Source organism: Rhodococcus triatomae (assembly GCF_014217785.1).
Taxonomy (GTDB): Bacteria; Actinomycetota; Actinomycetes; order Mycobacteriales; family Mycobacteriaceae; genus Rhodococcus_F; species Rhodococcus_F triatomae.
Genome location: NZ_CP048814.1, coordinates 502170 through 528242, shown reverse-complemented (window position 1 = coordinate 528242; position 26073 = coordinate 502170). Strand labels below are relative to the sequence as shown.

14 protein-coding genes and 3 rRNA genes are annotated in these 26073 nt (G+C 66.4%); 10 read left to right on the top strand and 7 right to left on the bottom strand.

Translation table 11 applies throughout. The annotated features are described in order from the left end of the window. The first annotated feature begins 492 nt into the window (after window positions 1-492). The 4 genes from G4H71_RS02460 (at window position 493) to G4H71_RS02445 (ending at window position 8547) form a co-directional block, all read left to right on the top strand. Window positions 493-2012: ribosomal RNA gene (locus G4H71_RS02460) — 16S ribosomal RNA — on the top strand. Window positions 2013-2349: 337 nt separating this feature from the next. Continuing rightward, window positions 2350-5483: ribosomal RNA gene (locus tag G4H71_RS02455) — 23S ribosomal RNA — on the top strand. 129 nt (window positions 5484-5612) lie between these two features. Then, window positions 5613-5729 (top strand): 5S ribosomal RNA (gene rrf, locus G4H71_RS02450). Together the 16S, 23S and 5S rRNA genes form the textbook arrangement of a ribosomal RNA operon. A gap of 130 nt (window positions 5730-5859) precedes the next feature. Further along, window positions 5860-8547 (top strand): cation-transporting P-type ATPase, encoded by a 2688-nt coding sequence (locus G4H71_RS02445; protein ID WP_072739166.1) that lies wholly within the window; start codon window positions 5860-5862, stop codon window positions 8545-8547. 43 nt (window positions 8548-8590) lie between these two features. On the opposite strand, the gene G4H71_RS02440 is transcribed toward G4H71_RS02445, so the two are convergent. Continuing rightward, the gene (locus G4H71_RS02440) at window positions 8591-10132 is read right to left on the bottom strand and encodes an adenylate/guanylate cyclase domain-containing protein (protein WP_072739168.1); all 1542 of its coding nucleotides are present in this window, start codon (window positions 10130-10132) and stop codon (window positions 8591-8593) included. A 43-nt stretch (window positions 10133-10175) separates the two neighbouring features. Between G4H71_RS02440 and nucS the strand changes: the two genes are divergently transcribed. Beyond that, window positions 10176-10835, top strand: coding sequence for an endonuclease NucS (gene nucS, locus G4H71_RS02435; RefSeq protein ID WP_072739169.1), 660 nt, complete (start codon window positions 10176-10178; stop codon window positions 10833-10835). A 5-nt stretch (window positions 10836-10840) separates the two neighbouring features. Here nucS and G4H71_RS02430 read toward each other — a convergent pair whose 3' ends face one another. Continuing rightward, window positions 10841-12325: a flavin monoamine oxidase family protein gene (locus tag G4H71_RS02430; RefSeq protein WP_072739308.1), complete on the bottom strand. Its 1485-nt coding sequence runs from the start codon at window positions 12323-12325 to the stop codon at window positions 10841-10843. A gap of 266 nt (window positions 12326-12591) precedes the next feature. Between G4H71_RS02430 and G4H71_RS02425 the strand changes: the two genes are divergently transcribed. Further along, a complete protein-coding gene (locus G4H71_RS02425; protein WP_072739171.1) occupies window positions 12592-12960 on the top strand; it encodes an Rv1322 family protein in 369 nt (122 codons plus the stop codon). Between the two features lie 7 nt (window positions 12961-12967). Here the strand turns inward: G4H71_RS02425 and G4H71_RS02420 are convergent, their stop codons facing one another. Beyond that, on the bottom strand, window positions 12968-14053 hold the full coding sequence (locus G4H71_RS02420) for a coiled-coil domain-containing protein (RefSeq protein WP_072739172.1): 1086 nt from the start codon (window positions 14051-14053) through the stop codon (window positions 12968-12970). A gap of 65 nt (window positions 14054-14118) precedes the next feature. Next, window positions 14119-14592: a methylmalonyl-CoA epimerase gene (mce, locus tag G4H71_RS02415; RefSeq protein WP_072739174.1), complete on the bottom strand. Its 474-nt coding sequence runs from the start codon at window positions 14590-14592 to the stop codon at window positions 14119-14121. A gap of 106 nt (window positions 14593-14698) precedes the next feature. On the opposite strand from mce, the gene G4H71_RS02410 reads away from it, so the two are divergent. From G4H71_RS02410 to G4H71_RS02400, 3 genes are all read left to right on the top strand, one after another. Next, entirely contained in the window at window positions 14699-15892 is a 1194-nt protein-coding gene (locus G4H71_RS02410; protein ID WP_072739175.1) for an acetyl-CoA C-acetyltransferase, read from the top strand. Between the two features lie 81 nt (window positions 15893-15973). Beyond that, window positions 15974-16333 carry a DUF3817 domain-containing protein gene (locus tag G4H71_RS02405; protein WP_072739309.1) on the top strand — a complete coding sequence of 120 codons (360 nt, stop codon included), beginning with the start codon at window positions 15974-15976 and terminating at the stop codon, window positions 16331-16333. Window positions 16334-16555: 222 nt separating this feature from the next. Beyond that, window positions 16556-17458, top strand: a complete 903-nt coding sequence (locus tag G4H71_RS02400) for a tetratricopeptide repeat protein (RefSeq protein ID WP_072739177.1) — start codon at window positions 16556-16558, stop codon at window positions 17456-17458. Between the two features lie 54 nt (window positions 17459-17512). On the opposite strand, the gene G4H71_RS02395 is transcribed toward G4H71_RS02400, so the two are convergent. From G4H71_RS02395 to G4H71_RS02385, 3 genes are read right to left on the bottom strand one after another with little or no spacing between them, the layout of a single operon-like run. After that, window positions 17513-18967: a neutral zinc metallopeptidase gene (locus G4H71_RS02395; RefSeq protein ID WP_072739178.1), complete on the bottom strand. Its 1455-nt coding sequence runs from the start codon at window positions 18965-18967 to the stop codon at window positions 17513-17515. A 3-nt stretch (window positions 18968-18970) separates the two neighbouring features. Further along, a complete protein-coding gene (gene glgB, locus G4H71_RS02390; RefSeq protein ID WP_083342894.1) occupies window positions 18971-21250 on the bottom strand; it encodes a 1,4-alpha-glucan branching protein GlgB in 2280 nt (759 codons plus the stop codon). Then, on the bottom strand, window positions 21166-23205 hold the full coding sequence (locus tag G4H71_RS02385) for a maltotransferase domain-containing protein (protein ID WP_072739180.1): 2040 nt from the start codon (window positions 23203-23205) through the stop codon (window positions 21166-21168). The genes glgB and G4H71_RS02385 overlap by 85 nt, the downstream gene beginning before the upstream one ends. Before the next feature lie 192 nt (window positions 23206-23397). Between G4H71_RS02385 and glgP the strand changes: the two genes are divergently transcribed. Next, window positions 23398-26025: an alpha-glucan family phosphorylase gene (glgP, locus tag G4H71_RS02380; protein WP_072739181.1), complete on the top strand. Its 2628-nt coding sequence runs from the start codon at window positions 23398-23400 to the stop codon at window positions 26023-26025. Window positions 26026-26073: the final 48 nt, after the last annotated feature.

Sequence of the window (26073 nt, the reverse complement as noted above, 5' to 3'; positions counted from 1 at the left end):
GGGCGCGTGACCTGGGGATTTGGCAACGCGTACATCGTCGCGTAACTTATTCCAGGTCAGAGCGACACGGACACCGACTCCCGGCCCCGGCCGGTGAGACAACGAGGTTGGACGAAGGCGCCTGATTCGAGGAGTGACTCTGTCGTGTACAGTAGGAACTCCGGTCCGAGAAGTCATCCGGCCCCACTACTTGTGGAGCTGAGCCACTTCGGATAAGATGGAACGGTTGCCTCGGATCTGCCTTGGTGGGTGGTGATGGTGTGTGCGTGTTCTTTGAGAACTCAACAGTGTGTCGATGAATGTCAGTGCCATTTTTTGGTACTCTGCTTCGGTCTTTTGGGCCGGGGTGGGTATTTGCTGGCTCTTCTCCTTCTTCCGTCGGGGAGGGGTCAGTGTTGTGAATGCTAGTTTGAGTTTTTGTATGCTAGTGATTTGGCTCGATGTGTTTGACTGATTAGCCGGCCCTTTTGGGGTTGGTGATATCTAGAGTCTTCAACGGAGAGTTTGATCCTGGCTCAGGACGAACGCTGGCGGCGTGCTTAACACATGCAAGTCGAGCGGTAAGGCCTTTCGGGGTACACGAGCGGCGAACGGGTGAGTAACACGTGGGTGATCTGCCCTGCACTCTGGGATAAGCCTGGGAAACTGGGTCTAATACCGGATATGACTACCGGCTGCATGGTCTGGTGGTGGAAAGATTTATCGGTGCAGGATGGGCCCGCGGCCTATCAGCTTGTTGGTGGGGTAATGGCCTACCAAGGCGACGACGGGTAGCCGACCTGAGAGGGTGACCGGCCACACTGGGACTGAGACACGGCCCAGACTCCTACGGGAGGCAGCAGTGGGGAATATTGCACAATGGGCGAAAGCCTGATGCAGCGACGCCGCGTGAGGGATGACGGCCTTCGGGTTGTAAACCTCTTTCAACAGGGACGAAGCGCAAGTGACGGTACCTGTAGAAGAAGCACCGGCCAACTACGTGCCAGCAGCCGCGGTAATACGTAGGGTGCGAGCGTTGTCCGGAATTACTGGGCGTAAAGAGCTCGTAGGCGGTTTGTCGCGTCGTCTGTGAAAACCAGCAGCTCAACTGCTGGCTTGCAGGCGATACGGGCAGACTTGAGTACTGCAGGGGAGACTGGAATTCCTGGTGTAGCGGTGAAATGCGCAGATATCAGGAGGAACACCGGTGGCGAAGGCGGGTCTCTGGGCAGTAACTGACGCTGAGGAGCGAAAGCGTGGGTAGCGAACAGGATTAGATACCCTGGTAGTCCACGCCGTAAACGGTGGGCGCTAGGTGTGGGTTTCCTTCCACGGGATCCGTGCCGTAGCTAACGCATTAAGCGCCCCGCCTGGGGAGTACGGCCGCAAGGCTAAAACTCAAAGGAATTGACGGGGGCCCGCACAAGCGGCGGAGCATGTGGATTAATTCGATGCAACGCGAAGAACCTTACCTGGGTTTGACATACACCGGAAAGCCGTAGAGATACGGCCCCCCTTGTGGTCGGTGTACAGGTGGTGCATGGCTGTCGTCAGCTCGTGTCGTGAGATGTTGGGTTAAGTCCCGCAACGAGCGCAACCCTTGTCCTGTGTTGCCAGCACGTAATGGTGGGGACTCGCAGGAGACTGCCGGGGTCAACTCGGAGGAAGGTGGGGACGACGTCAAGTCATCATGCCCCTTATGTCCAGGGCTTCACACATGCTACAATGGCCGGTACAGAGGGCTGCGATACCGTGAGGTGGAGCGAATCCCTTAAAGCCGGTCTCAGTTCGGATCGGGGTCTGCAACTCGACCCCGTGAAGTCGGAGTCGCTAGTAATCGCAGATCAGCAACGCTGCGGTGAATACGTTCCCGGGCCTTGTACACACCGCCCGTCACGTCATGAAAGTCGGTAACACCCGAAGCCGGTGGCCTAACCCCTTGTGGGAGGGAGCCGTCGAAGGTGGGATCGGCGATTGGGACGAAGTCGTAACAAGGTAGCCGTACCGGAAGGTGCGGCTGGATCACCTCCTTTCTAAGGAGCATTCTCTTGTCTCGCTCACACAGTGGTGTGGGGGAGCAAGCAGAGCCCATTACGGACACGCATGTTGTCCGGTGGGAGCTCATGGGTGGAACGCTGACAAGTATTCTCTTCGTTGCTGCCGGCCCGAGTGCTGGTGGGGAAGAGGGTTATATCGATGCACTGTTGGGTCCTGAGAGAACACGTGAGTGTTTCTTCTCTGGATGAGTGACGACGATCAGGGAGTTTCGGTTATACCGCGGGTGGTGGTGACATCACGTGGTCTGGTGGCCGGTGGGGCTTTCTGGTTGTGTGTTGTTTGAGAACTGCACAGTGGACGCGAGCATCTTTGTTGTAAGTGTGTAAGAGCGTACGGTGGATGCCTTGGCACCAGGAGCCGATGAAGGACGTAGGAGGCTGCGATAAGCCTCGGGGAGCTGTCAACCGAGCTGAGATCCGAGGATTTCCGAATGGGGAAACCCAGCACGAGTGATGTCGTGTTACCCGCATCTGAATATATAGGGTGTGTGGAGGGAACGTGGGGAAGTGAAACATCTCAGTACCCACAGGAAGAGAAAACAACAGTGATTCCGTGAGTAGTGGCGAGCGAAAGCGGATGAGGCTAAACCATGGGTGTGTGATAGCTGGCAGGCGTTGCACTCGTGGGGTTGTGGGGCCTTTCTTCCCGTTACTGTCATGACGGGCGAGAGTAAGAAACCGAGTTGTTAGTCGAAGTGGTCTGGGACGGCCTGTCGTAGAGGGTGAGAATCCCGTAGACGAAAACATCTCGGCTCTCGTGAAGGGTTCCCAAGTAGCACCGGGCCCGTGAAATCTGGTGTGAATCTGTCGGGACCACCCGATAAGCCTGAATACTCCCTGGTGACCGATAGCGGACTAGTACCGTGAGGGAAAGGTGAAAAGTACCCCGGGAGGGGAGTGAAATAGTACCTGAAACCGTGCGCTTACAATCCGTCAGAGCCTGTGCCACTTCGGTGGGTGGGTGATGGCGTGCCTTTTGAAGAATGAGCCTGCGAGTTAGTGGCATGTCGCGAGGTTAACCCGTGTGGGGTAGCCGTAGCGAAAGCGAGTCCGAATAGGGCGTTTGAGTGGCATGTTCTAGACCCGAAGCGGAGTGATCTACCCATGGCCAGGGTGAAGCGACGGTAAGACGTCGTGGAGGCCCGAACCCACTTAGGTTGAAAACTGAGGGGATGAGTTGTGGGTAGGGGTGAAAGGCCAATCAAACTCCGTGATAGCTGGTTCTCCCCGAAATGCATTTAGGTGCAGCGTCGCGTGTTTCACTCTGGAGGTAGAGCTACTGGATGGTCTAGGGGGCCCACAAGCTTACCGAAATCAGCCAAACTCCGAATGCCAGGGTGTGAGAGCGCGGCAGTGAGACTGCGGGGGATAAGCTTCGTAGTCGAGAGGGAAACAGCCCAGATCGCCGGCTAAGGTCCCTAAGCGTGTACTAAGTGGAAAAGGATGTGGGGTCGCGAAGACAACCAGGAGGTTGGCTTAGAAGCAGCCACCCTTGAAAGAGTGCGTAATAGCTCACTGGTCAAGTGATCCTGCGCCGACAATGTAGCGGGGCTCAAGTACACCACCGAAGCCGCGGCACTCACACAATAGCCCGCCTTTCTCCTATGGGGGAGGGGCCAGGTGTGTGGGTGGGTAGGGGAGCGTCGTGCAGCCAGGGAAGCCACAGAGTGATCTAGTGGTGGAGGCTGTGCGAGTGAGAATGCAGGCATGAGTAGCGAAAGAAGAGTGAGAAACTCTTCCGCCGAATGACCAAGGGTTCCTGGGCCAGGTTAATCCGCCCAGGGTGAGTCGGGACCTAAGGCGAGGCCGACAGGCGTAGTCGATGGACAACGGGTTGATATTCCCGTACCCGTGTGAACGCGCCCCTGGTGAATCAGTGATACTAACCATCCTGAAGCGTCTTTACGCCCCTTCGGGGGCCCTGGACGTGGATGCATGGGACCTGATCTGGTAGTAGCCAAGCGATGGGGTGACGCAGGAAGGTAGCTGAGCCAGTCAGTGGTAATACTGGTGTAAGCGTGTAGGGAGTGTCCCAGGTAAATCCGGGGCGCACATATCCTGAGACGTGATGCGTAGCCGATTGAGGCGAATTCAGTGATCCTATGCTGCCGAGAAAAGCCTCTAGCGAGCTTTCACATGGCCCGTACCCCAAACCGACACAGGTGGTCAGGTAGAGAATACCAAGGCGATCGAGATAACTATGGTTAAGGAACTCGGCAAAATGCCCCCGTAACTTCGGGAGAAGGGGGGCCTCGGCTGGTGATCACCCTTGCGGTGTGAGCTGGTTGGGGCCGCAGAGACCAGTGAGAAGCGACTGTTTACTAAAAACACAGGTCCGTGCGAAGTCGTAAGACGATGTATACGGACTGACGCCTGCCCGGTGCTGGAAGGTTAAGAGGACCGGTTAGTTCCCTCGGGAGCGAAGCTGAGAATTTAAGCCCCAGTAAACGGCGGTGGTAACTATAACCATCCTAAGGTAGCGAAATTCCTTGTCGGGTAAGTTCCGACCTGCACGAATGGCGTAACGACTTCTCAGCTGTCTCAACCATAGACTCGGCGAAATTGCATTACGAGTAAAGATGCTCGTTACGCGCGGCAGGACGAAAAGACCCCGGGACCTTCACTATAGCTTGGTATTGGTGTTCGGTTCGGTTTGTGTAGGATAGGTGGGAGACTGTGAAGCGGGCACGCCAGTGTTCGTGGAGTCGTTGTTGAAATACCACTCTGATCGTATTGGACCTCTAACCTCGGACCATGATCTGGTTCAGGGACAGTGCCTGGTGGGTAGTTTAACTGGGGCGGTTGCCTCCCAAAATGTAACGGAGGCGCCCAAAGGTTCCCTCAGCCTGGTTGGCAATCAGGTGTCGAGTGCAAGTGCACAAGGGAGCTTGACTGTGAGACTGACAAGTCGAGCAGGGACGAAAGTCGGGACTAGTGATCCGGCACCGGCATGTGGAAGCGGTGTCGCTCAACGGATAAAAGGTACCCCGGGGATAACAGGCTGATCTTCCCCAAGAGTCCATATCGACGGGATGGTTTGGCACCTCGATGTCGGCTCGTCGCATCCTGGGGCTGGAGTAGGTCCCAAGGGTTGGGCTGTTCGCCCATTAAAGCGGCACGCGAGCTGGGTTTAGAACGTCGTGAGACAGTTCGGTCTCTATCCGCCGCGCGCGTTAGAAACTTGAGGAAGGCTGTCCCTAGTACGAGAGGACCGGGACGGACGAACCTCTGGTGTGCCAGTTGTTCCACCAGGAGCACTGCTGGTTGGCTACGTTCGGAAGGGATAACCGCTGAAAGCATCTAAGCGGGAAGCCTGTTCCAAGATGAGGTTTCTCTCCCCCTTTGAGGGGTTAAGGCCCCCGGCAGACTACCGGGTTGATAGGCCAGAACTGGAAGCGCAGTAATGTGTGGAGGTGACTGGTACTAATAGGCCGAGGGCTTACCACAAAGGTGTTACGCGTCCACTGTGCGGTATCTGAAACAACACACAGATACCCCCACCACTTGCTCTGTCCCCACGGTGACGTGGGAGACGGGTGCAGGTGTGTAGGGGGTGTGTGGATAGTTTCATAGAGTTACGGCGGCTATAGCGGAGGGGAAACGCCCGGTCCCATTCCGAACCCGGAAGCTAAGCCCTCCAGCGCCGATGGTACTGCACTCGACAGGGTGTGGGAGAGTAGGACACCGCCGTACAATCCGTTACCGGTAGCCCCCGACCTCATGGTCGGGGGCTACCGGCATTTCCGGACCCCGGAGGGGACTTTGGTCCCGACTTCGCTGTCCGGAATGCCGGAACCACCGGGGGTCGGTAGCGTCGGTGCCCATGCAGACCGTGTGGCATGCGGAGGACACGGACGCGGTGTTCGACGTTCTGGACACCGCGCCGTCCGGGCTGAGCACCGAGGATGCGGAGCAGCGGCTCCGCGAGTTCGGGCCGAACACGCTCCCCGCCGCCCGCGCCGATCGGTGGTGGTGGCGACTGCTGCGCCAGTTCCACAACATCCTCCTGTACGTCATGATGGGCGCGGCCGTGGTGACGGCGTTCCTCGGCCACTGGATCGACACCGCGGTCCTACTCGGCGCCGTCCTGATCAATGCGGCGATCGGATTCATCCAGGAGGGACGGGCCGAATCCGCCCTGGACTCGATCCGCGCCATGCTCGCGCCGCACGCCCGGGCACTCCGGAACGGCGAGTACGTGGAGGTCCCGGCCGCGGATCTGGTTCCCGGTGACGTGGTGCGGCTGATCTCCGGTGACCGGGTGCCCGCGGACCTGCGGATATTCGCCGTGCGCGAGCTACGCATCGACGAAGCAGCGCTGACCGGCGAGTCCCTCGCCGTGACCAAGAGTGTCGCCGCGGCGGCGGTGGATGCCGACCTGGGTGACAGATTCGGTACCGCGCACGCGGGTACCGTCGTCGTCTACGGCCAGGGCGACGGCGTGGTGACGGCAACCGGCGCAGACACGGAACTGGGGCGGATCAACGCACTGCTCTCCGCGATACCCAGGTCGGGGACTCCGCTGTTGCGGCAGATCGACCGATTCGGCCGGTGGCTCGCGGCAGTCATCCTCGGTACGGCCGCGGTCCTGTTCGCCTACGGGATGGCCTGGCGGGGAGAATCCGCGGCCGAGATGTTCACTCTCGTCGTCGCGCTGGCGGCTTCGGGTATCCCGGAAGGCCTTCCGGCCATCATGACGGTGACTCTCGCCCTGGGAGTACAACGGATGGCAGGGAGGAACGCGGTCGTGCGACGCCTTCCTGCCGTGGAGACGCTCGGGTCCGTGACGGTCATCTGCTCGGACAAGACCGGCACCCTGACCCGCAACGAGATGACCGTCCAGCGTGTGGTGTGCGCTGACGACGTGTTCGACGTCGGTGGCGTCGGCTACGCTCCGGTCGGTGAGGTGACCCGCGGCGGGTCCGATGTGCCTGCCGACAACGACCCGACACTGCGACTGGCCGTGCTCGCCGGCGTGTTGTGCAACGACGCGAAGGTCTGGCCCGAGGGCGAGATCTGGCAGATCTCGGGAGACCCGACCGAGGCGGCGCTGCTCGTGCTGGGGCTGAAGTGTGAGCAGTCACGCGCGACGGCCGAACGCGGCATGCCGCGGATCGACGAGATCCCCTTCGAGTCCGAGCGCCGCTACATGGCGACACTGCACCGGGCGCCCGGTGGGGGCCGAATCTTCCTCAAGGGTGCCCCCGAGCGAGTGCTGGCATACTGCGCGCGCCAGCGGGGGAGAGGCGGCGACACGGACATCGATCTCGAGTACTGGCGTGAGCGTGCCTCGGCCATGGCGGGCAACGGCCTGCGAGTCCTCGCGCTCGCCTACCGGGAGTTCGGTGGCGAACGACTCTCGCTCGAGGACGTCGAGTCGGGATCGACGATGCTCGCCCTGGTCGGGATTCTGGACCCTCCTCGTACCGAGGCGATCGAAGCCGTGCGCGAATGTCACCGCGCCGGCATCGCGGTGAAGATGATCACCGGTGACCACGCCGACACGGCGCAGGAGATCGGCGACCAGATGGGGATGGGCGTCGGCCGGCAGCCGCTCACCGGGGCCGAGATCGAGGACCTCGACGAGGACGGACTGCGCTCGGCCGCAACTGAAACCGACGTGTTCGCGCGGGCGAGTCCCGAACACAAGCTGCGGCTCGTCACGGCCTTGCAGGACGAGGGGCACGTCGTCGCGATGACCGGCGACGGAGTCAATGACGCGCCGGCACTCACCCGTGCCGATGTGGGCGTCGCGATGGGTCTCGGTGGCACCGAGGCAGCGAAGGAGGCTGCCGACGTCGTCCTCGTCGACGACAACTTCGCCACGATCGCGGCAGCGGTACGCGAGGGTCGTGGTGTCTACGACAACATTCAGAAGTTCATCCTGTTCATGTTGCCCACCAACGGCGGTGAGGCCTTGGTGGTGATCTGGGCGATCCTGTTCCACCTCACCTTGCCGCTCACTCCCGCTCAGGTGCTGTGGATCAACCTCGTCACCGCCAGCACACTCGGAATCGCGCTCGCGTTCGAGCCGACCGAGGACTCGGTGATGGACCGCCGGCCCCGGCCGCCCGGCCGATCCCTGCTGTCGCGATTCTTCGTGTGGCGAGTGGCGTTCGTGTCGGTGCTGATGATGATCGGTGCTCTCGGCCTGTTCCTGTGGGAACTCCGCAACGGGACGGACACCCCGGTGGCGAGAACCATCGCGGTCAACGCCATCGTCGTCGCGGAGATGTTCTACCTCCTGAACAGCCGGCACATCTACGGGTCGGTGCTCAATCGTGAAGGGCTGTTCGGCAACCGGGTCGCGCTCGCGGCGATAGCGACGTGCATCGTGCTCCAGATGCTCTTCACGTATGCGCCGCCGTTGCAGGCCGTATTCGGGTCCGCCGGCCTGTCGCCGGCCGACTGGGCCAAGGTCCTGGGGGCCGGAGTGTTCGTGTTCCTCGCGGCGGAGTGGGAGAAATGGGTCGTGCGACGACGTACGGGGGCGCGCGCGGCCACAGGATGAGTTCTCCACCGGCTTCGCCGTTCTCACCGCTGCGGCATACTCCTCATCTCGGTACCGCGACGAGCGTGGGTTCGGTGCGGCCGCGCAGCGTGGTCTCCCCGGTTGTCGTCCAGTGTTGTCGCTCGTCCGGCCCCGCGGCGTCGAGTGCCCGGCCCGATGCCACCAGGTGGCCGGACTCGGACTTGGCGAGTTCGGACAGGCGTGCCGCCTCGTTCACCGGATCTCCGATCACGGTGTACTCGAAACGCTCGTTCGCGCCGACGTTTCCGGCGACCACCCGGCCCGCTGCGACGCCGATACCGGCCTCGCACTCGGGAACGTCGACGGCCAGGCGCTCCCGGATCGCCCGGGCGGCGGCCAGTGCGTGCCCGGCGGCATCGTCGACCGTGACGGGTGCGCCGAAGATGGCCAGAGCGCCGTCACCCTCGAACTTGTTGACGAATCCGCCCCGCCGGTCGACTTCCTCGACCACGACGCTGAAGAAGCGGTTGAGCAGTACGACCACGTCGCTGGGTGAGCGCTGTGCCGTGAGGCCGGTCGATCCGATGATGTCCACGAACAGGACTGCGGCGTCGCACTCCTCTCCGCCGAGTTCGGGATTGCGAGCCAGGGCATTCGTGGCCACGTCCCGACCGACATGGCGGCCGAAGAGATCTCGGATCTGCTCGCGCTCGCGCAGGCCCTCGGCCATCCGGTTGAACCCGCTCTGCAGCGCGCCGAGTTCGGTGCCGTCGTAGACCACCACGGAGGCGGCGAGATCGCCCTCCGCGACCCGCGCCATGCCCTGCTGGACCGACCGGATCGGTGCCGCGGTCGCACGCACACTCACGAGGATGAGGAGCAGTCCGAAGCACAGGCTCGCGCCCCCGATCGCCAGGATCGACACGGCCAGGCTGGTGGCGCTGGTCTCGCGGATGAAGGAGAAGATCGCGATCGTCATAAGCCCCACGACGGGCATGCCGGTGCCGAGCAGCCACGCGAAGACGGTGCGTCCGGTGAGCCCGATGGTGCGGAGTTTGCGATGCCCACCCACTTCGAGGGCTCGTGCGGCAACCGGGCGCAGTGCGAATTCGCTGAACAGATAGCAGAAGGAACAGGCGGTGGCACCCGCGAACGCGATCGTGAACGCGACCTTGGGTACCACGTCGATGTCGACGAGTCCGTACAGCGGGGTGAGGATCAGCACGCCCAGCGCCCACAGCGTCGATTGCATGCGGGTGAGCCGGCCGGGGGCTCGGAATGCAGCCTTGCGATCGGCTTCGGTGGGGGTGCGCCCCTCGGTCGCCCACCGAAGATCCGCGACCAGCCGCCGGGTACCCCAGGTCACGCCGACGAACAGCGCGAAGACGACATAGACGGGCACGACCACGAAGTTCAACAGTGCGAACTCGCTACGCAGGACGGAAGGCCCGGGAACGACGACACTGATCAGGAGGATCACGATGAGTATGCCGAGCAGGTTCGTCACCACCAGCGGCACCGTCAACAGCGACTGCACACGGATCCGCTGGACACGGATGCCCTCGTCGGGAGTGCCCAGAAGCCACGACCCCATCGGGGCGGCAGATCGGCGTGGAAGCTTCATGGTCCTTGAAGAGTAGTCGGCGCGATCCCCTAGGGTGGCTACCGTGCGCCTCGTGATTGCTCGTTGCCAGGTCGACTACGCCGGTCGGCTCACCGCTCATCTCCCGATGGCCGAACGATTGCTGATGGTCAAGTCGGACGGATCGGTCCTGGTCCACTCGGACGGCGGGTCGTACAAGCCGCTCAACTGGATGTCGCCGCCCTGCTGGCTCACCGAGGAGCCGGGAACCTGGACGGTGGAGAACAAGGCGGGCGAGAAGCTCATCATCACGATCGAACAGATCGTGCACGAGCACACGCGGGATCTCGGTGTGGATCCCGGCCTGATCAAGGACGGCGTGGAGGCGCACCTGCAGGAGCTGCTGGCCGAGCACGTCACCACCCTCGGGGAGGGGTGGACGCTGGTGCGCCGCGAGTTCCCCACGGCGATCGGGCCGGTCGACCTCATGTGCCGGGACTCGACGGGTGGCTCGGTGGCGGTCGAGATCAAGCGGCGTGGTGAGATCGACGGGGTCGAACAACTCACCCGCTATCTCGAACTGCTCAACCGGGACCCGCTGCTCGCGCCGGTACGCGGAGTCTTCGCCGCGCAGCAGATCAAGCCCCAGGCCCGGACTCTCGCCGAGGACCGGGGCATCCGCTGTCTCACGCTCGACTACGACGCACTCCGCGGGACGGATTCCGCCGAGTTCCGGCTGTTCTGACGCGATCAGGACGGGCGGCTGAGCACTTCGGCTGCTGCGCGTCTCCCGGAGCGCACGGCGCCCTCCATGTACCCGGTCCAGAAGTCCGCCGTCTCGGTGCCGGCCCAGTGGATGAGGCCCACCGGCTCACGTAGCGCCGCTCCCACGGAGGTCAGGATCCCCGGCGCGGCCACCGCGACCGGCCCACCCCGCGACCACTGCTCGGCGTCCCACTTCATGAAGCCGTGGTCGATCATCTCGTCTCGTGCCTCCGGGCCGAAGTAGTCGACGAACGAGCGGGTGCACTCCTCGACGAACTGCTCGTCGGAAGCCGAATCGAGGCGCCGCATCTCGTCGGCGGAGATGAACCCCATGAGGAGGCTGTGTCCCTCGCCGTAGCTCTCGTAGGTGACGTCGACGGGCTTTCCGTCACCGATGGTCTGACCTGACAAGCCCTTCTCTCGCCACCACGGCCGCTCGTATGCCGCGACGAATTTCGCGATCGACCCCATGGTGTACCCACTGCTCAGGAGGTCTCGGGCAGGAGGGAGCGCCGGGGAGTAGTCGATCGCGGAGCTGACGGCCGGCGACATCGCGACGATCACCGATCGGGCGGTGAACGTTCCGGTGTCGGTGGTGACCCGAACAGACGTGGCGTCCTGCGCGATGGAGCGTACGGGCGCGTCGTAGACGATTGCCGCACTCATCGTTCGAGCCCATCGCAGGGGGATCAGTGCCGCTCCGCCGTCGAAGAACTCCTGCTGCGCTCCGCCGTCGACCATGAGCAGCCTGGCGAAGCTGCCGGGATGGTTCTCGTCTCCTGCGGCTGCGAAGTAGTTCATCATGTAGAGAGCCGACACCTCGTGTGGCCGTACCGACAGCACCGCCGAACAGCTCAGGCCCAGTAGCATTCTCGCGTTCGGCGAGGAGACCCGCTCGTTCACCCATTGTTCGAAGGTGATGCCGTCGAGGTACTCCGCCTGGGGATGACGCCAGGGTTCTCCGACCGGGAACCGCGCGCACAACAGGTCGATCTCGGCCATGGCCCGGGCGACCTCCGGCAGTGAATAGTCCAGGGGGAGAAGCTCGGCCGGGAACAGGGCCCGCTGCCCGTTCGCCCAGAAGACGCTGTGTCCCTCGTTGTAGGTAGGGTGCGCGACCACATCGAATCTGTGGGCCAGGTCTCGCATTGCATTCTGGGTCGGACCGACGAACTCGGCACCGCCGTCGATCGTCCGGCCACCGGCTGTGACGACGTTGTGTACTCGGCCACCGGCGCGACCACGGGCTTCGAGAACGACGACGCGCTTGCCGGCACGGATCAAGTCGTCTGCGGCGGCGAGACCGGACATGCCCGCGCCGATCACGATGGCGTCCGCGATCGCGTCGGAACCGGCCGCGGGGGGCGTGTCCGCGGTGCTCGCCGAGGCGACCGGGCCGACGGTCACCGCCGTGGTGCCTGCGGCGATTGCCCCCTGCAGCATCCGGCGACGAGTGATCGGATTCGTCATGAGTGTCCTTTCGTCGAGTGGGTGGTGGGAGAAACGCCGACGGTCGTGCCCGTGCGGAACGCTCCGCGGCGGGTCCGAGATCTGCCCGCGCCGAACCCGTCCGGCGTCGATCATTCGGAGTCGCTGGAATGACGCTAGGCCTCGAATTGGACAAGTGTCCAGGTGTGGCGAGCGGTCCTTACCCAGGGTTCACACGATGGACACGCCGGGCGGTCAGGGCGGTGGTGGGAGGCAGCGGGCCCTTCGCCCGCCACTATCCTGGAAGGGTGCCACGCCGGAACTCGCCCCAGCGCGGCCGGAGGGGGCGCCCCTCCGGCCTGAATCCCCGCTACGACAACTCTCGTGACGAGGCTGCGGGCGGCGAGGTCCCGGGCATCCGGTTCGGCGGCGCGCTCGAGCGCCGCGAGCCCGGACCCGCGGGTGCAGGCGACGAGATGTACACCGTCAGGAGCGTGCCGGGGGCACGCGCGACGAAGACCTACCGCTGCCCCGGGTGCGACCACGACATCCGGCCCGGTGTCGCGCACCTGGTGGCGTGGCCGTCCGAGGGCGCCGGTGCCGACGAGCGTCGACACTGGCACACCGGGTGCTGGTCGGGGCGCCGTACCCGGGGCCTGACCAGGAAATGGTCCTGACTCGTCGTCAGTGCGTCTTCGCGGGTGTATGACCGTTGGTGCGCTCGATCGTCACGGTGTCGTCCGACGGATCGGCTTCCTCGTCCCGGCTCTCGGCCCGGTCGTCCGCACCGGTCGCCGCGTCGTCGGCCTCGGTCCGTGCGTCGTCCTCCGCGGTGTCGGCCTCCGGCTCGACGGTGTCGTCCGCCGACTGTTCCGCGTCCTTCGAGGTGGCTGCCACGGGCGGTTCCGTGGGCGCGTCCAGTAGTTCGCTCTCCCGGTTCACCGACGCGAGCATCGCGGGCACCGAATCCAGCTGTCCGCGGATGCCCAACAGCTGGGCCAGGATACGGCCGCGGAGTACTCGCAGCTCCTCGGCCAGTTCCTTCGCGTGGGCGATCTTCCGCTCGGACTGATCTGTCGCGGCCTGGAGCCTGCGCTGCGCTTCGTGTGTCGCGTCGTCGAGCCGGCGCCGCGCCTCGGCCTTGCTGGACGCCTCGAGCTCGTTGACCGCGGCCAGCGTCTTCTGGCGCCGCTCGGACATCGCGAGGTCGAAGTCCTCCTGGATCTGCCCCCGCTTCGCGTCCGCCTCGGCGGCGAGGCGGTCACGCTCGGACTGGGCGGCTTCGACGATGCGCGCGGCCTCGGTGCGAGCCTTCGCCATGGTCTGGTCGTGCTCGATCTCGAGCGCGCTGCGCTTGTCCTCGAGTTCGGCGAGCAGGGACTCGTACTGCCCACGCAGTTGCGCCGCCTGCTGTTCGGCGACCGAGACCATCTCCGCAGCCTCGGCCTCGGCTTCGGCGCGCACCTCGGATGCCTCGTCGGAGGCGAGACGGAGCATCCGGGAGATGCGGTCGCTCATGCCCTCCGCGGTGGTCGGGGGGACCGACAGGCGGTCGACGTCCTTGCGGAGATCGTCGATCTCGCTCCGTGCTTCCTCGAGCTGCTGGGCGAGATCACGCGCCTGTGCTGCCGCCGCGTCACGGTCCGCCGCCGTGACGCGCAGTTCCGCGTCGAACCGCTCGAAGTAGTTGTGCACCTCGTCGCGGTCGTAGCCCTTGCGCACGACGGCGAAGGGGAGAGAAGTAGGGGCGCGGCCCGGCTCGTTCACCATGGCCGCCAATCTACCTGTGAGCAGCCGGAGTTGTCGTTCCGGATCCCGGTCCGGACCTGCATCGTCTAGTGGGACGCGGCCGGCTCGACCAGCTCGATCAGGACGCCCCCGGCGTCCTTCGGATGAATGAAGTTGATCCGTGAATCGGCGGTGCCGCGGCGGGGTGCGTCGTACAGCAGTCGCACCCCGGCTGCGCGCAACTGTTCCGACACCGCGTCGATGTCACTCACCCGGTAGGCGAGCTGCTGCAGGCCGGGGCCGCTGCGATCCAGGAACTTGGCGATGGTGGACTGCTCGTTCAGGGGTGCCAGCAACTGGATGGCAGCCGCGTCGGCCGGGGCGCCGACGACACCGAGCATCGCCTCCCGGACGCCCTGCTCCTCGTTGACCTCTTCGTGCGTGGACACCATTCCGAGGTGTTCGGAGTACCAGGCGATCGCGGCGTCGAGGTCGGGCACCGCGATACCGACGTGGTCGACCCCGACGATCAGGTCGGGGTTCACGAGAGTCTGTGCACGGACGGGGGAGGACTGTGTCATACCTTCGAAGGTAGCGTTAACTCTCGTGGAGTTCCCATCGGGATGTGGCTCACGTCGCCCCGAGCGCGACTCCGTGACCAATCTCACTTCGTCAGCGGAGGAAGCTGTGACCAGTTCTGTCATCGTCGCCGGAGCCCGTACCCCCATGGGCCGGCTCCTCGGGTCCCTGAAGGGCCTGTCGGGATCCGATCTCGGGGGCGTCGCGATCAAGGGTGCGCTCGACAAGGCCGGTATGGCGCCGGAGCAGGTCGAGTACGTCATCATGGGCCAGGTGCTCACCGCGGGTGCCGGGCAGATCCCCGCGCGCCAGGCGGCGGTCGCGGCCGGGATTCCGATGGACGTGCCCGCGTTGACCGTCAACAAGGTGTGTCTGTCCGGTGTCGACGCCATCGCCCTGGCCGACCAGTTGATCCGTGCCGGAGAATTCGACGTCGTCGTCGCCGGCGGGCAGGAGTCGATGACGCGGGCACCGCACATGCTCGAGAAGAGCCGGGAGGGCTTCAAGTACGGCGACGTGACCCTCGCCGACCACATGGCGTACGACGGACTGCACGACGTCTTCACCGACCAGGCGATGGGCCTGCTGACCGAGCAGCGCAACCAGTCGGAGTCGGCCCCGATCACGCGGGAGGAGCAGGACGCGTTCGCCGCGGCCTCGCATCAGAAGGCGGCGCGCGCCTGGAAGGACGGGCTGTTCGAGGACGAGGTCGTGCCCGTGTCCATCCCGCAGCGCAAGGGAGACCCGGTCGTGTTCGCCGAGGACGAGGGGATTCGTGCCGACACCACCGCCGAGAGCCTGGCCAAGCTGCGGCCGGCGTTCAGCAAGGACGGCACCGTCACGGCAGGCAGCGCTTCGCAGATCTCCGACGGCGCCGCGGCGGTCGTCGTGATGAGCAAGGCGAAGGCCGAGGAACTCGGACTGGACTGGATCGCCGAGATCGGCAGGCACGGCGTCGTCGCCGGGCCGGACTCGTCGCTGCAACTGCAGCCGGCCAACGCGATCGCGAAGGCCTGCGAGCGTGAGGGAATCGAGCCGAAGGACCTCGACCTGGTCGAGATCAACGAGGCGTTCGCCGCGGTCGGCATCGCTTCGACCCGTGCACTCGGCATCGATCCGGAGAAGGTCAACGTCAACGGCGGCGCGATCGCACTCGGCCACCCGCTCGGCATGTCCGGAGCCCGTATCGCCCTGCATCTGGCGCTCGAGCTGAAGCGGCGTGGCGGTGGAGTCGGCGCCGCGGCCCTGTGTGGCGGTGGCGGTCAGGGTGACGCCTTGATCCTCCGCGTTCCCGCCAGCTGATCGACCTCGGCCCGTAGTGGGGTGAGGCCCGTGGCCCACCCCACTACAGGCCGTCGTAGATATTCCGGCACAATGGACACCATGCCGAAGATCCTCGACGTGTCCACGCCCGCGAAACGATTCCGCCTGGTCGCGATCTGGGAGGCCGTCACCTGGGCCGCCCTGCTGGTCGCGATGTTCTTCAAGTGGGTCCTCGGATTCGAGGAGGCGGTCGCGATACCCGGCATGATCCACGGTGTCGCCGGGTTCATTCCGTTCGTCGTCGTCGCGCTGATCACGGCGTTCTCGCTGAAGTGGAGTCTGGCCACGACGTTCTGGGCCCTCGTGTCCAGCATCCCGCCGTTCGGCACCATCGTCTTCGAGCGCTGGGCGGTCAAGAAGGGGCACCTGGCGGAACTCTCCCGCGAGGCGGGCGTCGACACGGAGCCCGCCCGGGTCTGACCCACCCCCCGGACCCCTACCCCCCCGACCCCCCCGACCCTGCCGCCCGCCTTTCGACGCAGCTCCCGTGTCCCGGCTGCGAGGGTCAAGGTGGCCTTCGCCCGGTCTGATCGGTCGAATGGCACCTTCGCCCGAGACTGCCGGACGCGGACATGACAAACTGGAGTCGTGACTCGACCAGGTGCACGACCGTCAGCGCGTTCCACTGCCGTTGCCGCCGCGATGAGCGGTGCCGTCGACCTCTCGGGACTCAAGGAGCGGGCGACCGCACCGCCCCCGAGCCCGCCCGCCGCCGGCGGCGGAACCGATGCGGGCGGAACAGGACTCGCTCCGATCGTCGAGGTCACGGAAGCCACCTTCGAAGACGAGGTGCTGCGCCGGTCGACGCAGGTTCCGGTCGTCGTCGACCTGTGGGCGACCTGGTGCGAACCGTGCAAACAGCTGTCGCCGACGCTCGAGAAGCTCGCCCGCGAGGCCGGCGGTTCGTGGGTGCTGGCGAAGGTCGACGTGGACGCCAATCCGCGGATCGCGCAGGCGTTCGGAGTGCAGTCGGTGCCCACCGTGGTCGCGATCGCGGGTGGGCAGCCGCTCGCCGACTTCCAGGGTGCCCAGCCCGAGGCCCAGATCCGGCAGTGGCTGGCCGCGATCGAGCAGGCCACCGCGGGCAAGCTGAGCGGCCCACCCGCAGGTGGCGAGGAGCCGCAGCCGGAGCCGGAGGATCCGCGGCTGTCCGCCGCGGAGGCAGCCCTCGACGAGGGTGACCTCGCCGGGGCGGAGGCCGCCTATCAGGCCGTTCTCGACGCGGAGCCCTCTCACCCGGAGGCCACCGCCGCACTGCGGCAGGTCCGGTTCCTGGCCCGGGTCCAGGACATCGGCCCCGACGCCGTCGCGAAGGCCGACGCCGACCGCACCGACGTGGACGCGCAGTTCCTCGCCGCCGACGCCGAGCTGTACGCACAGGAGCCGGAGGCCGCGTTCTCCCGGCTCATCGGTGTCATCGCCCGCACCGCGGGGGAGGACAAGGACCGCGCGCGCACCCGGTTGCTCGAACTGTTCGAACTGTTCGACCCGGCCGAGCCGGTCGTCGTACAGGCTCGTCGCAAGCTCGCGTCGGCCCTGTACTGAGCCCGAGGTGCTGTACCCGCGACCCTGACCGACACCCCGGTGTCCGCGGCGACGCTATCCGCTGTAGCGGCCCTCGCACACGGCTTCCCCGCCGAGCACGCCGGTGCGAAAGGCGTCCACGCGGGAGAAGCCGCTCGGTACCGTCCGGCCGTCGACGTCGCTGGCGGCGAGCCCGTCGCTGAGCAGGCCCGAGACCGCCTCGTCGAGGTCGCCCGGCGAGAGCCACACCGATCCCGCGGCGAGGCGTTCGGGGTGGTCCGGGCTCAGTGCCCGCGTCACCACGCCGGACAGGCACGCGGCGCGTAGCGCGGTCCGCGGGGAACGCAGATCGTCGCCCCTGGCCTGCTGCAGCGCCAGGGTGTAACGCGAGACGAGAAGCACGTAGCCGTTGTAGTCGCCGGTGAGGTTGGCGGAGAACAGTTCCTGTCGCGTGGGCTCCTCCGGTGTGCCGCGGCGAGCGAGTTCGGCCACATCGACGCCGATCGTGTTCGTGGAAGGACAGTACGAGACCGGATCCGTCGCGCGGGCGTCCGGACACCCCAGGTCGGCCCCGCCGAGGCTCAGCGTGGGTGCCTCGTCGAGCGCGAGTACCTGCCCCACCGAGTCGACGAACGCACGCACCGACGCCTCGGTGATCGGTAGCTCGCCGTCGTCCGCGGCGTCGGTGAAACGCTGGGGCAGGTCCGCGCGTCGGGAGGCGACCTCCTTCGCATCCATCCGGGCACACGGCGCCGGCCCGTCGGTGAAGCCGATCTGGGTCGCCGTGACCCGCTCGAACGCCGAGCCGTGCACATTGGCGGGGTTGTGCGGATCGGTGTCGCCGATCGCCACCGCGGACGCCAGCACGTTGTTGAGGCCGTCCGAGGTGTTCAGCCGGAAGTGTGGGGCATTGCCCTCCGCGACGTGCCGCATGAATGCTCCGGCATAGCAGTCGGCCTGTTGCTCGCGGACGATGAGATCGGCCGGCTCGCGGCCGACGGTCCCCGCGGCGGTCTGGATCGCGTGCCCGTACTCGTGGGCGAGGACGAACACCATCGCCACCACCCCGAACCGTTCCGCGACCTGGGGCATCAGCACGGCGCGGTCCCAGCCGATCGTGTCGTCGTCGACGCAGTAGCCGGCATTGACCAGGCGTTCGGTGCTCCCTCCGCAGAAAGCGACCCCGCCGGTGTCGAACGGGTCCCAGGACAGCAACCCGGAGACCGGCTCGAAGGGCGAGCCGAACAACTCCGGGTACCAGCGGGACCAGTACTCCTCGATATCGCTGATCGCGTTGGCTGCGGCGACGTCGATCACGCCCCCGTCACCACCCTCGATGAACAGCGGGGCGTCGGGCACCCCCGTGCGCGCACCACTCGGCCCGGACGTCGCGTCCAGCCCGGCCACCCGGAACGGGTCGTCGTAGATCGAGGTCGCCGCGCCGCCGATCTCGCGGGCACAGCCGGACAGCACCAGGGATGCCACGGCCGCCAGTACACCGAACGAGACGGCCCACTGCCGACCTGCCATTCGTCAACGCTCCAGACTCATCCAGATCGCCCCGTTGGCAGGCAGCGCCACCGGAGCCGACGCCGGACGCCCGTGCCACGGTTGCGACGTCGCCATCACCGCACCGAGATTGCCCACACCCGAGCCGCCGTACTCCGCGGCATCGGTGTTGAGGATCTCACGCCATGTGCCCGGCTCCGGCAACCCCACCCGGTAGTCGGAGTGGTGGGAGCCGGAGAAGTTGAACAGGCACGCCACGATCGAACCGTCCGTGCCGTACCGCAGGAAGCTCAGCACGTTGTTCTCGGTGTCGTTCGCGTCGACCCACGAATAGCCGCCGGGGGAGGTGTCCAGCGTCCACAGTGCCGGATGCGCGCGATATGCGGCGTTGAGATCGGAGACCAGTCGGAGAATCCCGCGATGCAGCACTTCCGGGTAGTCCGGGGTGTCGAGCTGGTGCCAGTCCAGGCCGCGCTCCTCGGACCACTCCGCCGTCTGACCGAACTCCTGCCCCATGAACAGCAGCTGCTTGCCGGGGTGGGACCACATGTACGCGAGCAGTGCGCGTACCCCGCTCGCCTTGGCGTAGTCGTCTCCCGGCATCCGGGTCCAGAGCGTGCCCTTGCCGTGGACGACCTCGTCGTGGCTGATCGGCAGCAGGTAGTTCTCGCTCCAGGCGTACATCAGCGAGAACGTGATCTCGTGGTGGTGGTAGCTGCGATGTATCGGATCGTGCGCGAGATAGCCCAGGGTGTCGTGCATCCAGCCCATGTTCCACTTCATGGTGAAGCCCAGTCCGCCGACCGTGGTGGCCCGCGTGACGCCCGGCCACGCCGTGGATTCCTCGGCGATCGTGACGATCCCGCGGTGCAGTTTGTGCACGGTCGCGTTCATCTCCTGCAGGAATGCCACCGCCTCGAGGTTCTCGCGGCCCCCGTGGACGTTGGGCGCCCAGCCGCCCTCGGGGCGCGAGTAGTCCAGGTAGAGCATCGACGCGACCGCATCGACGCGGAGCCCGTCGACGTGGAAGTCCTCGAACCAGTACGCCGCGTTCGCGACGAGGAAGTTCCGTACCTGTGACCGGCCGAAGTCGAAGACGTAGGTGCCCCAGTCGAGTTGCTCGCCCCGACGAGGGTCGCCGTGCTCGTAGAGCGGAGTGCCGTCGAATCGGGCGAGTGCCCACTCGTCCTTGGGGAAGTGGGCGGGCACCCAGTCGACGATCACTCCGATCCCGGAACGGTGCAGTCTGTCGACGAACGCGCGGAAGTCGTCCGGCGAACCGAAACGTGCGGTGGGCGCGTAGTACGAGGTGACCTGGTAGCCCCAGGAGCCACCGAATGGATGCTCGGCGACGGGGAGCAGTTCGACGTGCGTGAAGCCGGTGTCGGTGACGTAGGTGGCGAGTTGCTCGGCGAGCTCACGGTAGTCGAGACCGGGCCGCCAGGACCCGAGGTGCACCTCGTAGATGCTCATCGGCTCGTGCAGCGGCTCGCTCGCGGACCGCCGCGACAACCAGGCGTCGTCACCCCATTCGTAGGAGCTCACCGTCACCCGTGACGCCGTCGCCGGGGGGACCTCGGTGCCGAACGCCATCGGATCGGCCTTGTCGCGCACGGTGCCGTCCGCGCCGTGCACGCGGAACTTGTAGAGGGCGCCGGCCGCGAGCCCGGGGACGAACACCTCCCACACCCCGCTCGATCCCAGCATGCGCATCGGCGCGGTTCGGGCGGTCCATCCGTCGAAGTCCCCGGTCACCGTCACCCCGCGGGCGTGGGGCGCCCACACAGCGAAGGAGACCCCGGGCACCGGTCCGTCCGGCGTCTCGTACCGCCTCGGATGGGCGCCCAGGATCTCCCACAGGCGCTCGTGGCGGCCCTCGCCGAACAGGTGCAGATCCAGCTCGCCGAGCGTGGGTAGGAAGCGGTAGCCGTCGGCCGTCGTGATCCGGTACCCGCCCGGGTAGGTGACGACCAGTCGGTAGTCGATCAGATCGTGGACGGGGACGAGGGTGGACCACACGCCGTCCGCGACGTGCCTGAGCGCGTGCTCGCGGTCGCCGATGCGGGCCGCCACCGACTCGGCGTCCGGGCGCAGGGCGCGGATCGCGGTGCCGTCGGGGTGGGGGTGGGCGCCGAGCACCGAGTGCGGGTCCCGGTGTTCACCACGCACCAGCAGGTCCAGATCGGCCGGTGTGGGCCGTGCGATCGGGTCGGTGGGCACTATGCACCTCCGCGGTGGGCCAGGGTGATCCGGGCCGGGTAGGGGATCGGTGGCAGGGTGACGATGTGAGCGACCGCGCGCCATGGCTCGAGCCGGATGTAATTGGCCTGGCCCCAGGTGAAACGCTCGCCGGAGACTTCGTCGACGACGCTCATCGTCTCGTGCCACTCCCGCCCGATCGCGGGCATGTCGATCCACAGTGTGCCCTGCTCCGCGGCGAACGGATCGAGGTTGACCACGACGAGCACCGCGTCCCCGGAAGCCGGGTCGAACTTCGAGTAGGCCAGGAGCGCATCGTTGTCCACATGGTGGAAATGCAGCGTCCGGAGTTGTTGCAGCGCAGGATGATCGCGGCGGAGGCGATTGAGGGCGGTGATCCAGGGCTCCAGCGACTCGCCTCTGGCGGCCGCACCCGCGAAGTCGCGTGGGCGTAGCTGGTACTTCTCCGAGTCCAGGTATTCCTCGCTGCCGGGTCGAACCGGAACATGCTCGTACAGTTCGTATCCGGAGTACATGCCCCATGTGGGGGAGAGGGTGGCGGCGAGTGCCGCCCGCAACGCGAACATGCCCGGACCACCGACCTGGAGGCTCTCGTGCAGGATGTCCGGGGTGTTGACGAACAGGTTGGGCCGGGCCTCGTCCGCCTTGGCGGCGATCTCCGTACCGAACTCGGTGAGCTCCCACTTCGCCGTCCGCCAGGTGAAGTAGGTGTAGGACTGGGTGAAACCACGTTTGGCGAGGCCGTACAGGCGCGCCGGGCGGGTGAAGGCCTCGGCGAGGAACAACACGTCCGGATCGGTGTCCTTGACCGCGCCGATCAGCCATTCCCAGAAGTCCGGCGGCTTGGTGTGGGGGTTGTCCACCCGGAAGATCCGCACGCCCAGGGACACCCAGTACCGGACCACGCGAAGCACCTCGGCGTAGATTCCCGCCGGGTCGTGGTCGAAGTTCACCGGATAGATGTCCTGGTACTTCTTCGGTGGGTTCTCGGCGTAGGCGATCGTTCCGTCGGGGAGCACGGTGAACCACTCGGGATGCCGATCCGCCCACGGATGGTCGGGAGCACACTGCAGCGCGAGGTCGAGCGCGACCTCGAGGCCGAGCGCATCCGCTGCCGAGACGAAATCCTCGAAATCCGCTCGTGTTCCGAGGAGTGGGTGCAGGGCGTCGTGGCCGCCGTCCTTCGAGCCGATCGCCCACGGCGAGCCCACGTCGCCGGGACCGGCGACGAGAGAGTTGTTCGGGCCCTTGCGGTTGACCTCGCCGATCGGATGAACGGGAGGCAGGTAGACCACGTCGAATCCCATCGACGCGATCCGGGGGAGGTCCGCCGCCGCGGTGGTGAACGTGCCGTGCCGTGCCGTGCCGTCCTCGTTCCAGCCGCCGGTGGACCGCGGGAAGAACTCGTACCACGAGCCGAACAGGGCGCGTCGGCGGTCGACCAGAACGCGGTGCAGTTCCCCACGAGTGACCGGTTCGCGGAGGGGATGGGCACGCAGCAGCGCCACGACGTCGGCGCCGAACGCGGGGGCGACCCGGGCGGCGACCTCGTGATCGGAGCGCAGGGACGCCACGACAGCGGATACGGCTGCCCGGTCCGCGCGGGGGACCCCCGCGGCCGCGCGCTCGAACAGCCGCGCACCGGTCTCGAGGTCGTTCGCCAGTTCCGCCACCCCCTGCCCGACCGCCATCTTGGCCTCGACGGCCCGGCGCCAGGTCGTGATCGGGTCCCCCCAGCCCTCGATACGGAACGTCCAGAGGCCCTCCGACGAGGGTGTGAACGTCGCGTCGAAAGTGTCGAGTGCCGCGGCCGGGGTCATCGGCACCCGCAAGGTCCGCGTTCCACCCGGCGCCCGAACGGCCAGCGTCGCCGCCACGGCGTCGTGGCCCTCGCGCCACACCACGGCCCGGACCGGGAACACCTCGCCGACCACGGCCTTCGCCGGATACCGCCCGCATTCGACCGCCGGTTCGACGTCGTCGATCCCGATCCGTCCGGCGCCCCCGCGCCCGGGTCGGCTGCCGTGGCGACCTGTCACGCTGGACTCCGTTCCGTCACCGTTGCATCTCGAGTGAAATCACCGGATTCAACCGTAATCGAGCGGGAGCCGCCACGCGGGGAAGGCGCCGGGACCCGCCACCCGGTGGCACCGTCGGGTAATGCGGGAACGGCGCCGCCGAGGCGATCCGACCCACCGCGGTCCGCCGCATTCTGCGTTATCGTTCCGGAGGTGAAAGCCTTGCGTCGGTTCACCGTCCGCGCCCACCTTCCCGAGCGTCTGGCCGCCCTCGGCCCGCTCTCGACCAACCTACGCTGGTCGTGGCACACCGCGACCCAGGATCTGTTCGCCCGGATCGACCCACAGCTGTGGGCGGACGTTCGGTCCGATCCGGTCCGGATGCTCGGCGAGATCGCGCCGACGCGCCTGGACGAGCTGGCTGCCGACGCGGACTTCCTCGCGGCCCTCGACCGTGCCGCCGCGGATCTGGACGACTATCTGGCACGCCCGCGCTGGTACCAGAACCAGATCGGCAGGAACGACGGCACCGGCGTGGACGTCGGGAACGGCGTCGCCTATTTCTCGATGGAGTTCGGTGTCAGCGAGGTGCTGCCCAACTACTCCGGTGGGCTCGGCATCCTCGCGGGCGATCACCTCAAGGCCTCCTCGGATCTGGGGATCCCGCTCATCGGGGTCGGGCTGCTGTACCGCGCCGGCTACTTCCGGCAGTCGCTGACCGCCGACGGATGGCAGAGCGAGCACTACCCGCCGCACGATCCGCAGGGCATGCCGTTGCGGCTGCTCACCGAGAGTGGCGCCGAGGGCCGCGACGTCCCGGTCCTCATCCACGTCGCGATGCCCGGTGGCCGGGTGCTGCGCGCGCGGGTGTGGATCGCCCAGGTGGGCCGGGTTCCACTGCTGCTCCTCGATTCCGACATCGCGGACAACGACACCGAGATGCGGCAGGTCACCGATCGGCTCTACGGCGGGGACCAGGATCACCGCATCAAACAGGAGATCCTCGCCGGTGTCGGCGGGGTGCGCGCGGTGCGGGCGTACACGCGTCTGCACGGGCTTCCCGACCCGGACGTCTTCCACATGAACGAGGGCCATGCCGGTTTCCTGGGTGTGGAGCGGATCCGCGAGTGGGTCACCGGTGCGGACCTGGACTTCGATGCGGCGCTCGCCGCCGTGCGGGCCGGCACGGTGTTCACCACCCACACCCCGGTTCCCGCGGGCATCGACAGGTTCCCGGCCGATCTGGTGCGGCACTACTTCGGCGGGGACAACGGACAGAACGAATCGGTGCTGCTCCCCGGCCTCACCGTGGACCGGATACTCGGCCTCGGCAGCGAGGGGGATCCCGCCGTGTTCAACATGGCGCACATGGGGTTGCGCCTCGGCCAGCGCGCGAACGGGGTGTCCCGACTGCACGGCATCGTGAGCCGCGACATGTTCCGCGACCTGTGGCCCGGCTTCGACGCCGACGAGGTGCCGATCGGGTCCATCACCAACGGGGTGCACGCACCCACCTGGGCCGCGCCGGAGTGGATGGAGCTCGCCCGCCGCCTCGTCGGCCCCGAACTGGTCGAGGAAGCGCGGGGGTGGGAGCGCCTGCAGGACCTGCCCGCGGCCGAACTGTGGCGCACCCGGGCGGCCTTGCGGGGCGTTCTCGTCGACGAGGTCCGTAGGCGGGTCCGCGCGTCCTGGATCGAACGCGGGGCGACCGCTGCCGAACTCGGTTGGACCGACGAGGTGTTCGACCCGGACGTGCTCACCATCGGATTCGCCCGTCGGGTACCGACGTACAAGCGGCTCACGCTGATGCTCCGCGACCCGGACCGGCTGCGGGCCCTGTTGCTCGACGAGCAGCGTCCCCTGCAACTCGTGGTCGCGGGCAAGAGTCATCCCGCCGACGACGGTGGCAAGGCCCTCATCCAGCAGATCGTCCGATTCGCGGACGAACACGAGGTGCGGCACCGGATCGTGTTCCTTCCCGACTACGACATGTCGATGGCCCGCTACCTGTACTGGGGCTGCGATGTGTGGCTCAACAACCCGCTGCGGCCCCTCGAGGCCTGCGGCACGTCCGGGATGAAGTCGGCCCTCAACGGTGGGCTCAACCTGTCCATCCGCGACGGCTGGTGGGACGAGATGTACGACGGCGAGAACGGCTGGGCGATCCCGACCGCGGACGGTGTCGTGGACGAGCACCGGCGGGACGATCTCGAGGCGTCGGCGATGTACGAGTTGCTCGAGCGTGCCGTCCTTCCCCGCTTCTACGACCGGGACGACTCCGGGCTGCCGGTGCACTGGGTGGAGATGGTGCGTCACACGCTGGAGAAGCTCGGGCCGAAGGTCCTCGCGTCCCGCATGGTGCGCGACTATGCCGTCCGCTACTACACGCCGGCGGCTGCGTCGGCAGCGCGCATCCGCGAAGACGACTTCGCCGGCGCTCGTGCGCTCGCGGAGTTCCGCCGGCGAGTGGACTCCGGTTGGCCCGGCGTCGCGGTCACCCGGGTGGACGGGACGGGACTTCCGGACACCCCGGAGATCGGTGACCGGCTCACCCTGCGGGCGCAGGTGCGTCTCGGTGACCTCGCCGTCTCCGACGTCGAGGTGCAGGCGGTGATCGGCCGCGTCAGTGAGCACGACGAACTCGTCGACGTCGTGGCCGTGCCGATGACCCACGTCGCGGTGTCCCCTGCGGATCCGGGGGCCGGGGCGGGTGAGATCTTCACCGCCGATACCGAGCTTCCGGTCTCGGGACCGGTCGGGTACACCGTGCGGGTGCTGCCCCGTCACGAGTTGCTCACCGGCCCGGCCGAACTCGGCCGGGTCACCGCGGCTGCGAACTAGCGGGCAGCCCGGGACAGCGGGACGGCGGGACGGCGGGACGGCGGGGGA

Excerpts from the sequence above, each read along its gene's own strand:
- G4H71_RS02445 (WP_072739166.1), top strand. The coding sequence starts at position 5,860 with ATGCAGACCGTGTGGCATGCGGAGGACACGGACGCGGTGTTCGACGTT.
- G4H71_RS02440 (WP_072739168.1), bottom strand. The coding sequence starts at position 10,132 with ATGAAGCTTCCACGCCGATCTGCCGCCCCGATGGGGTCGTGGCTTCTG.
- G4H71_RS02430 (WP_072739308.1), bottom strand. The coding sequence starts at position 12,325 with ATGACGAATCCGATCACTCGTCGCCGGATGCTGCAGGGGGCAATCGCC.
- G4H71_RS02420 (WP_072739172.1), bottom strand. The coding sequence starts at position 14,053 with ATGGTGAACGAGCCGGGCCGCGCCCCTACTTCTCTCCCCTTCGCCGTC.
- mce (WP_072739174.1), bottom strand. The coding sequence starts at position 14,592 with ATGACACAGTCCTCCCCCGTCCGTGCACAGACTCTCGTGAACCCCGAC.
- G4H71_RS02405 (WP_072739309.1), top strand. The coding sequence starts at position 15,974 with ATGCCGAAGATCCTCGACGTGTCCACGCCCGCGAAACGATTCCGCCTG.
- G4H71_RS02400 (WP_072739177.1), top strand. The coding sequence starts at position 16,556 with ATGAGCGGTGCCGTCGACCTCTCGGGACTCAAGGAGCGGGCGACCGCA.
- G4H71_RS02395 (WP_072739178.1), bottom strand. The coding sequence starts at position 18,967 with ATGGCAGGTCGGCAGTGGGCCGTCTCGTTCGGTGTACTGGCGGCCGTG.
- glgB (WP_083342894.1), bottom strand. The coding sequence starts at position 21,250 with ATGGCGCGCGGTCGCTCACATCGTCACCCTGCCACCGATCCCCTACCC.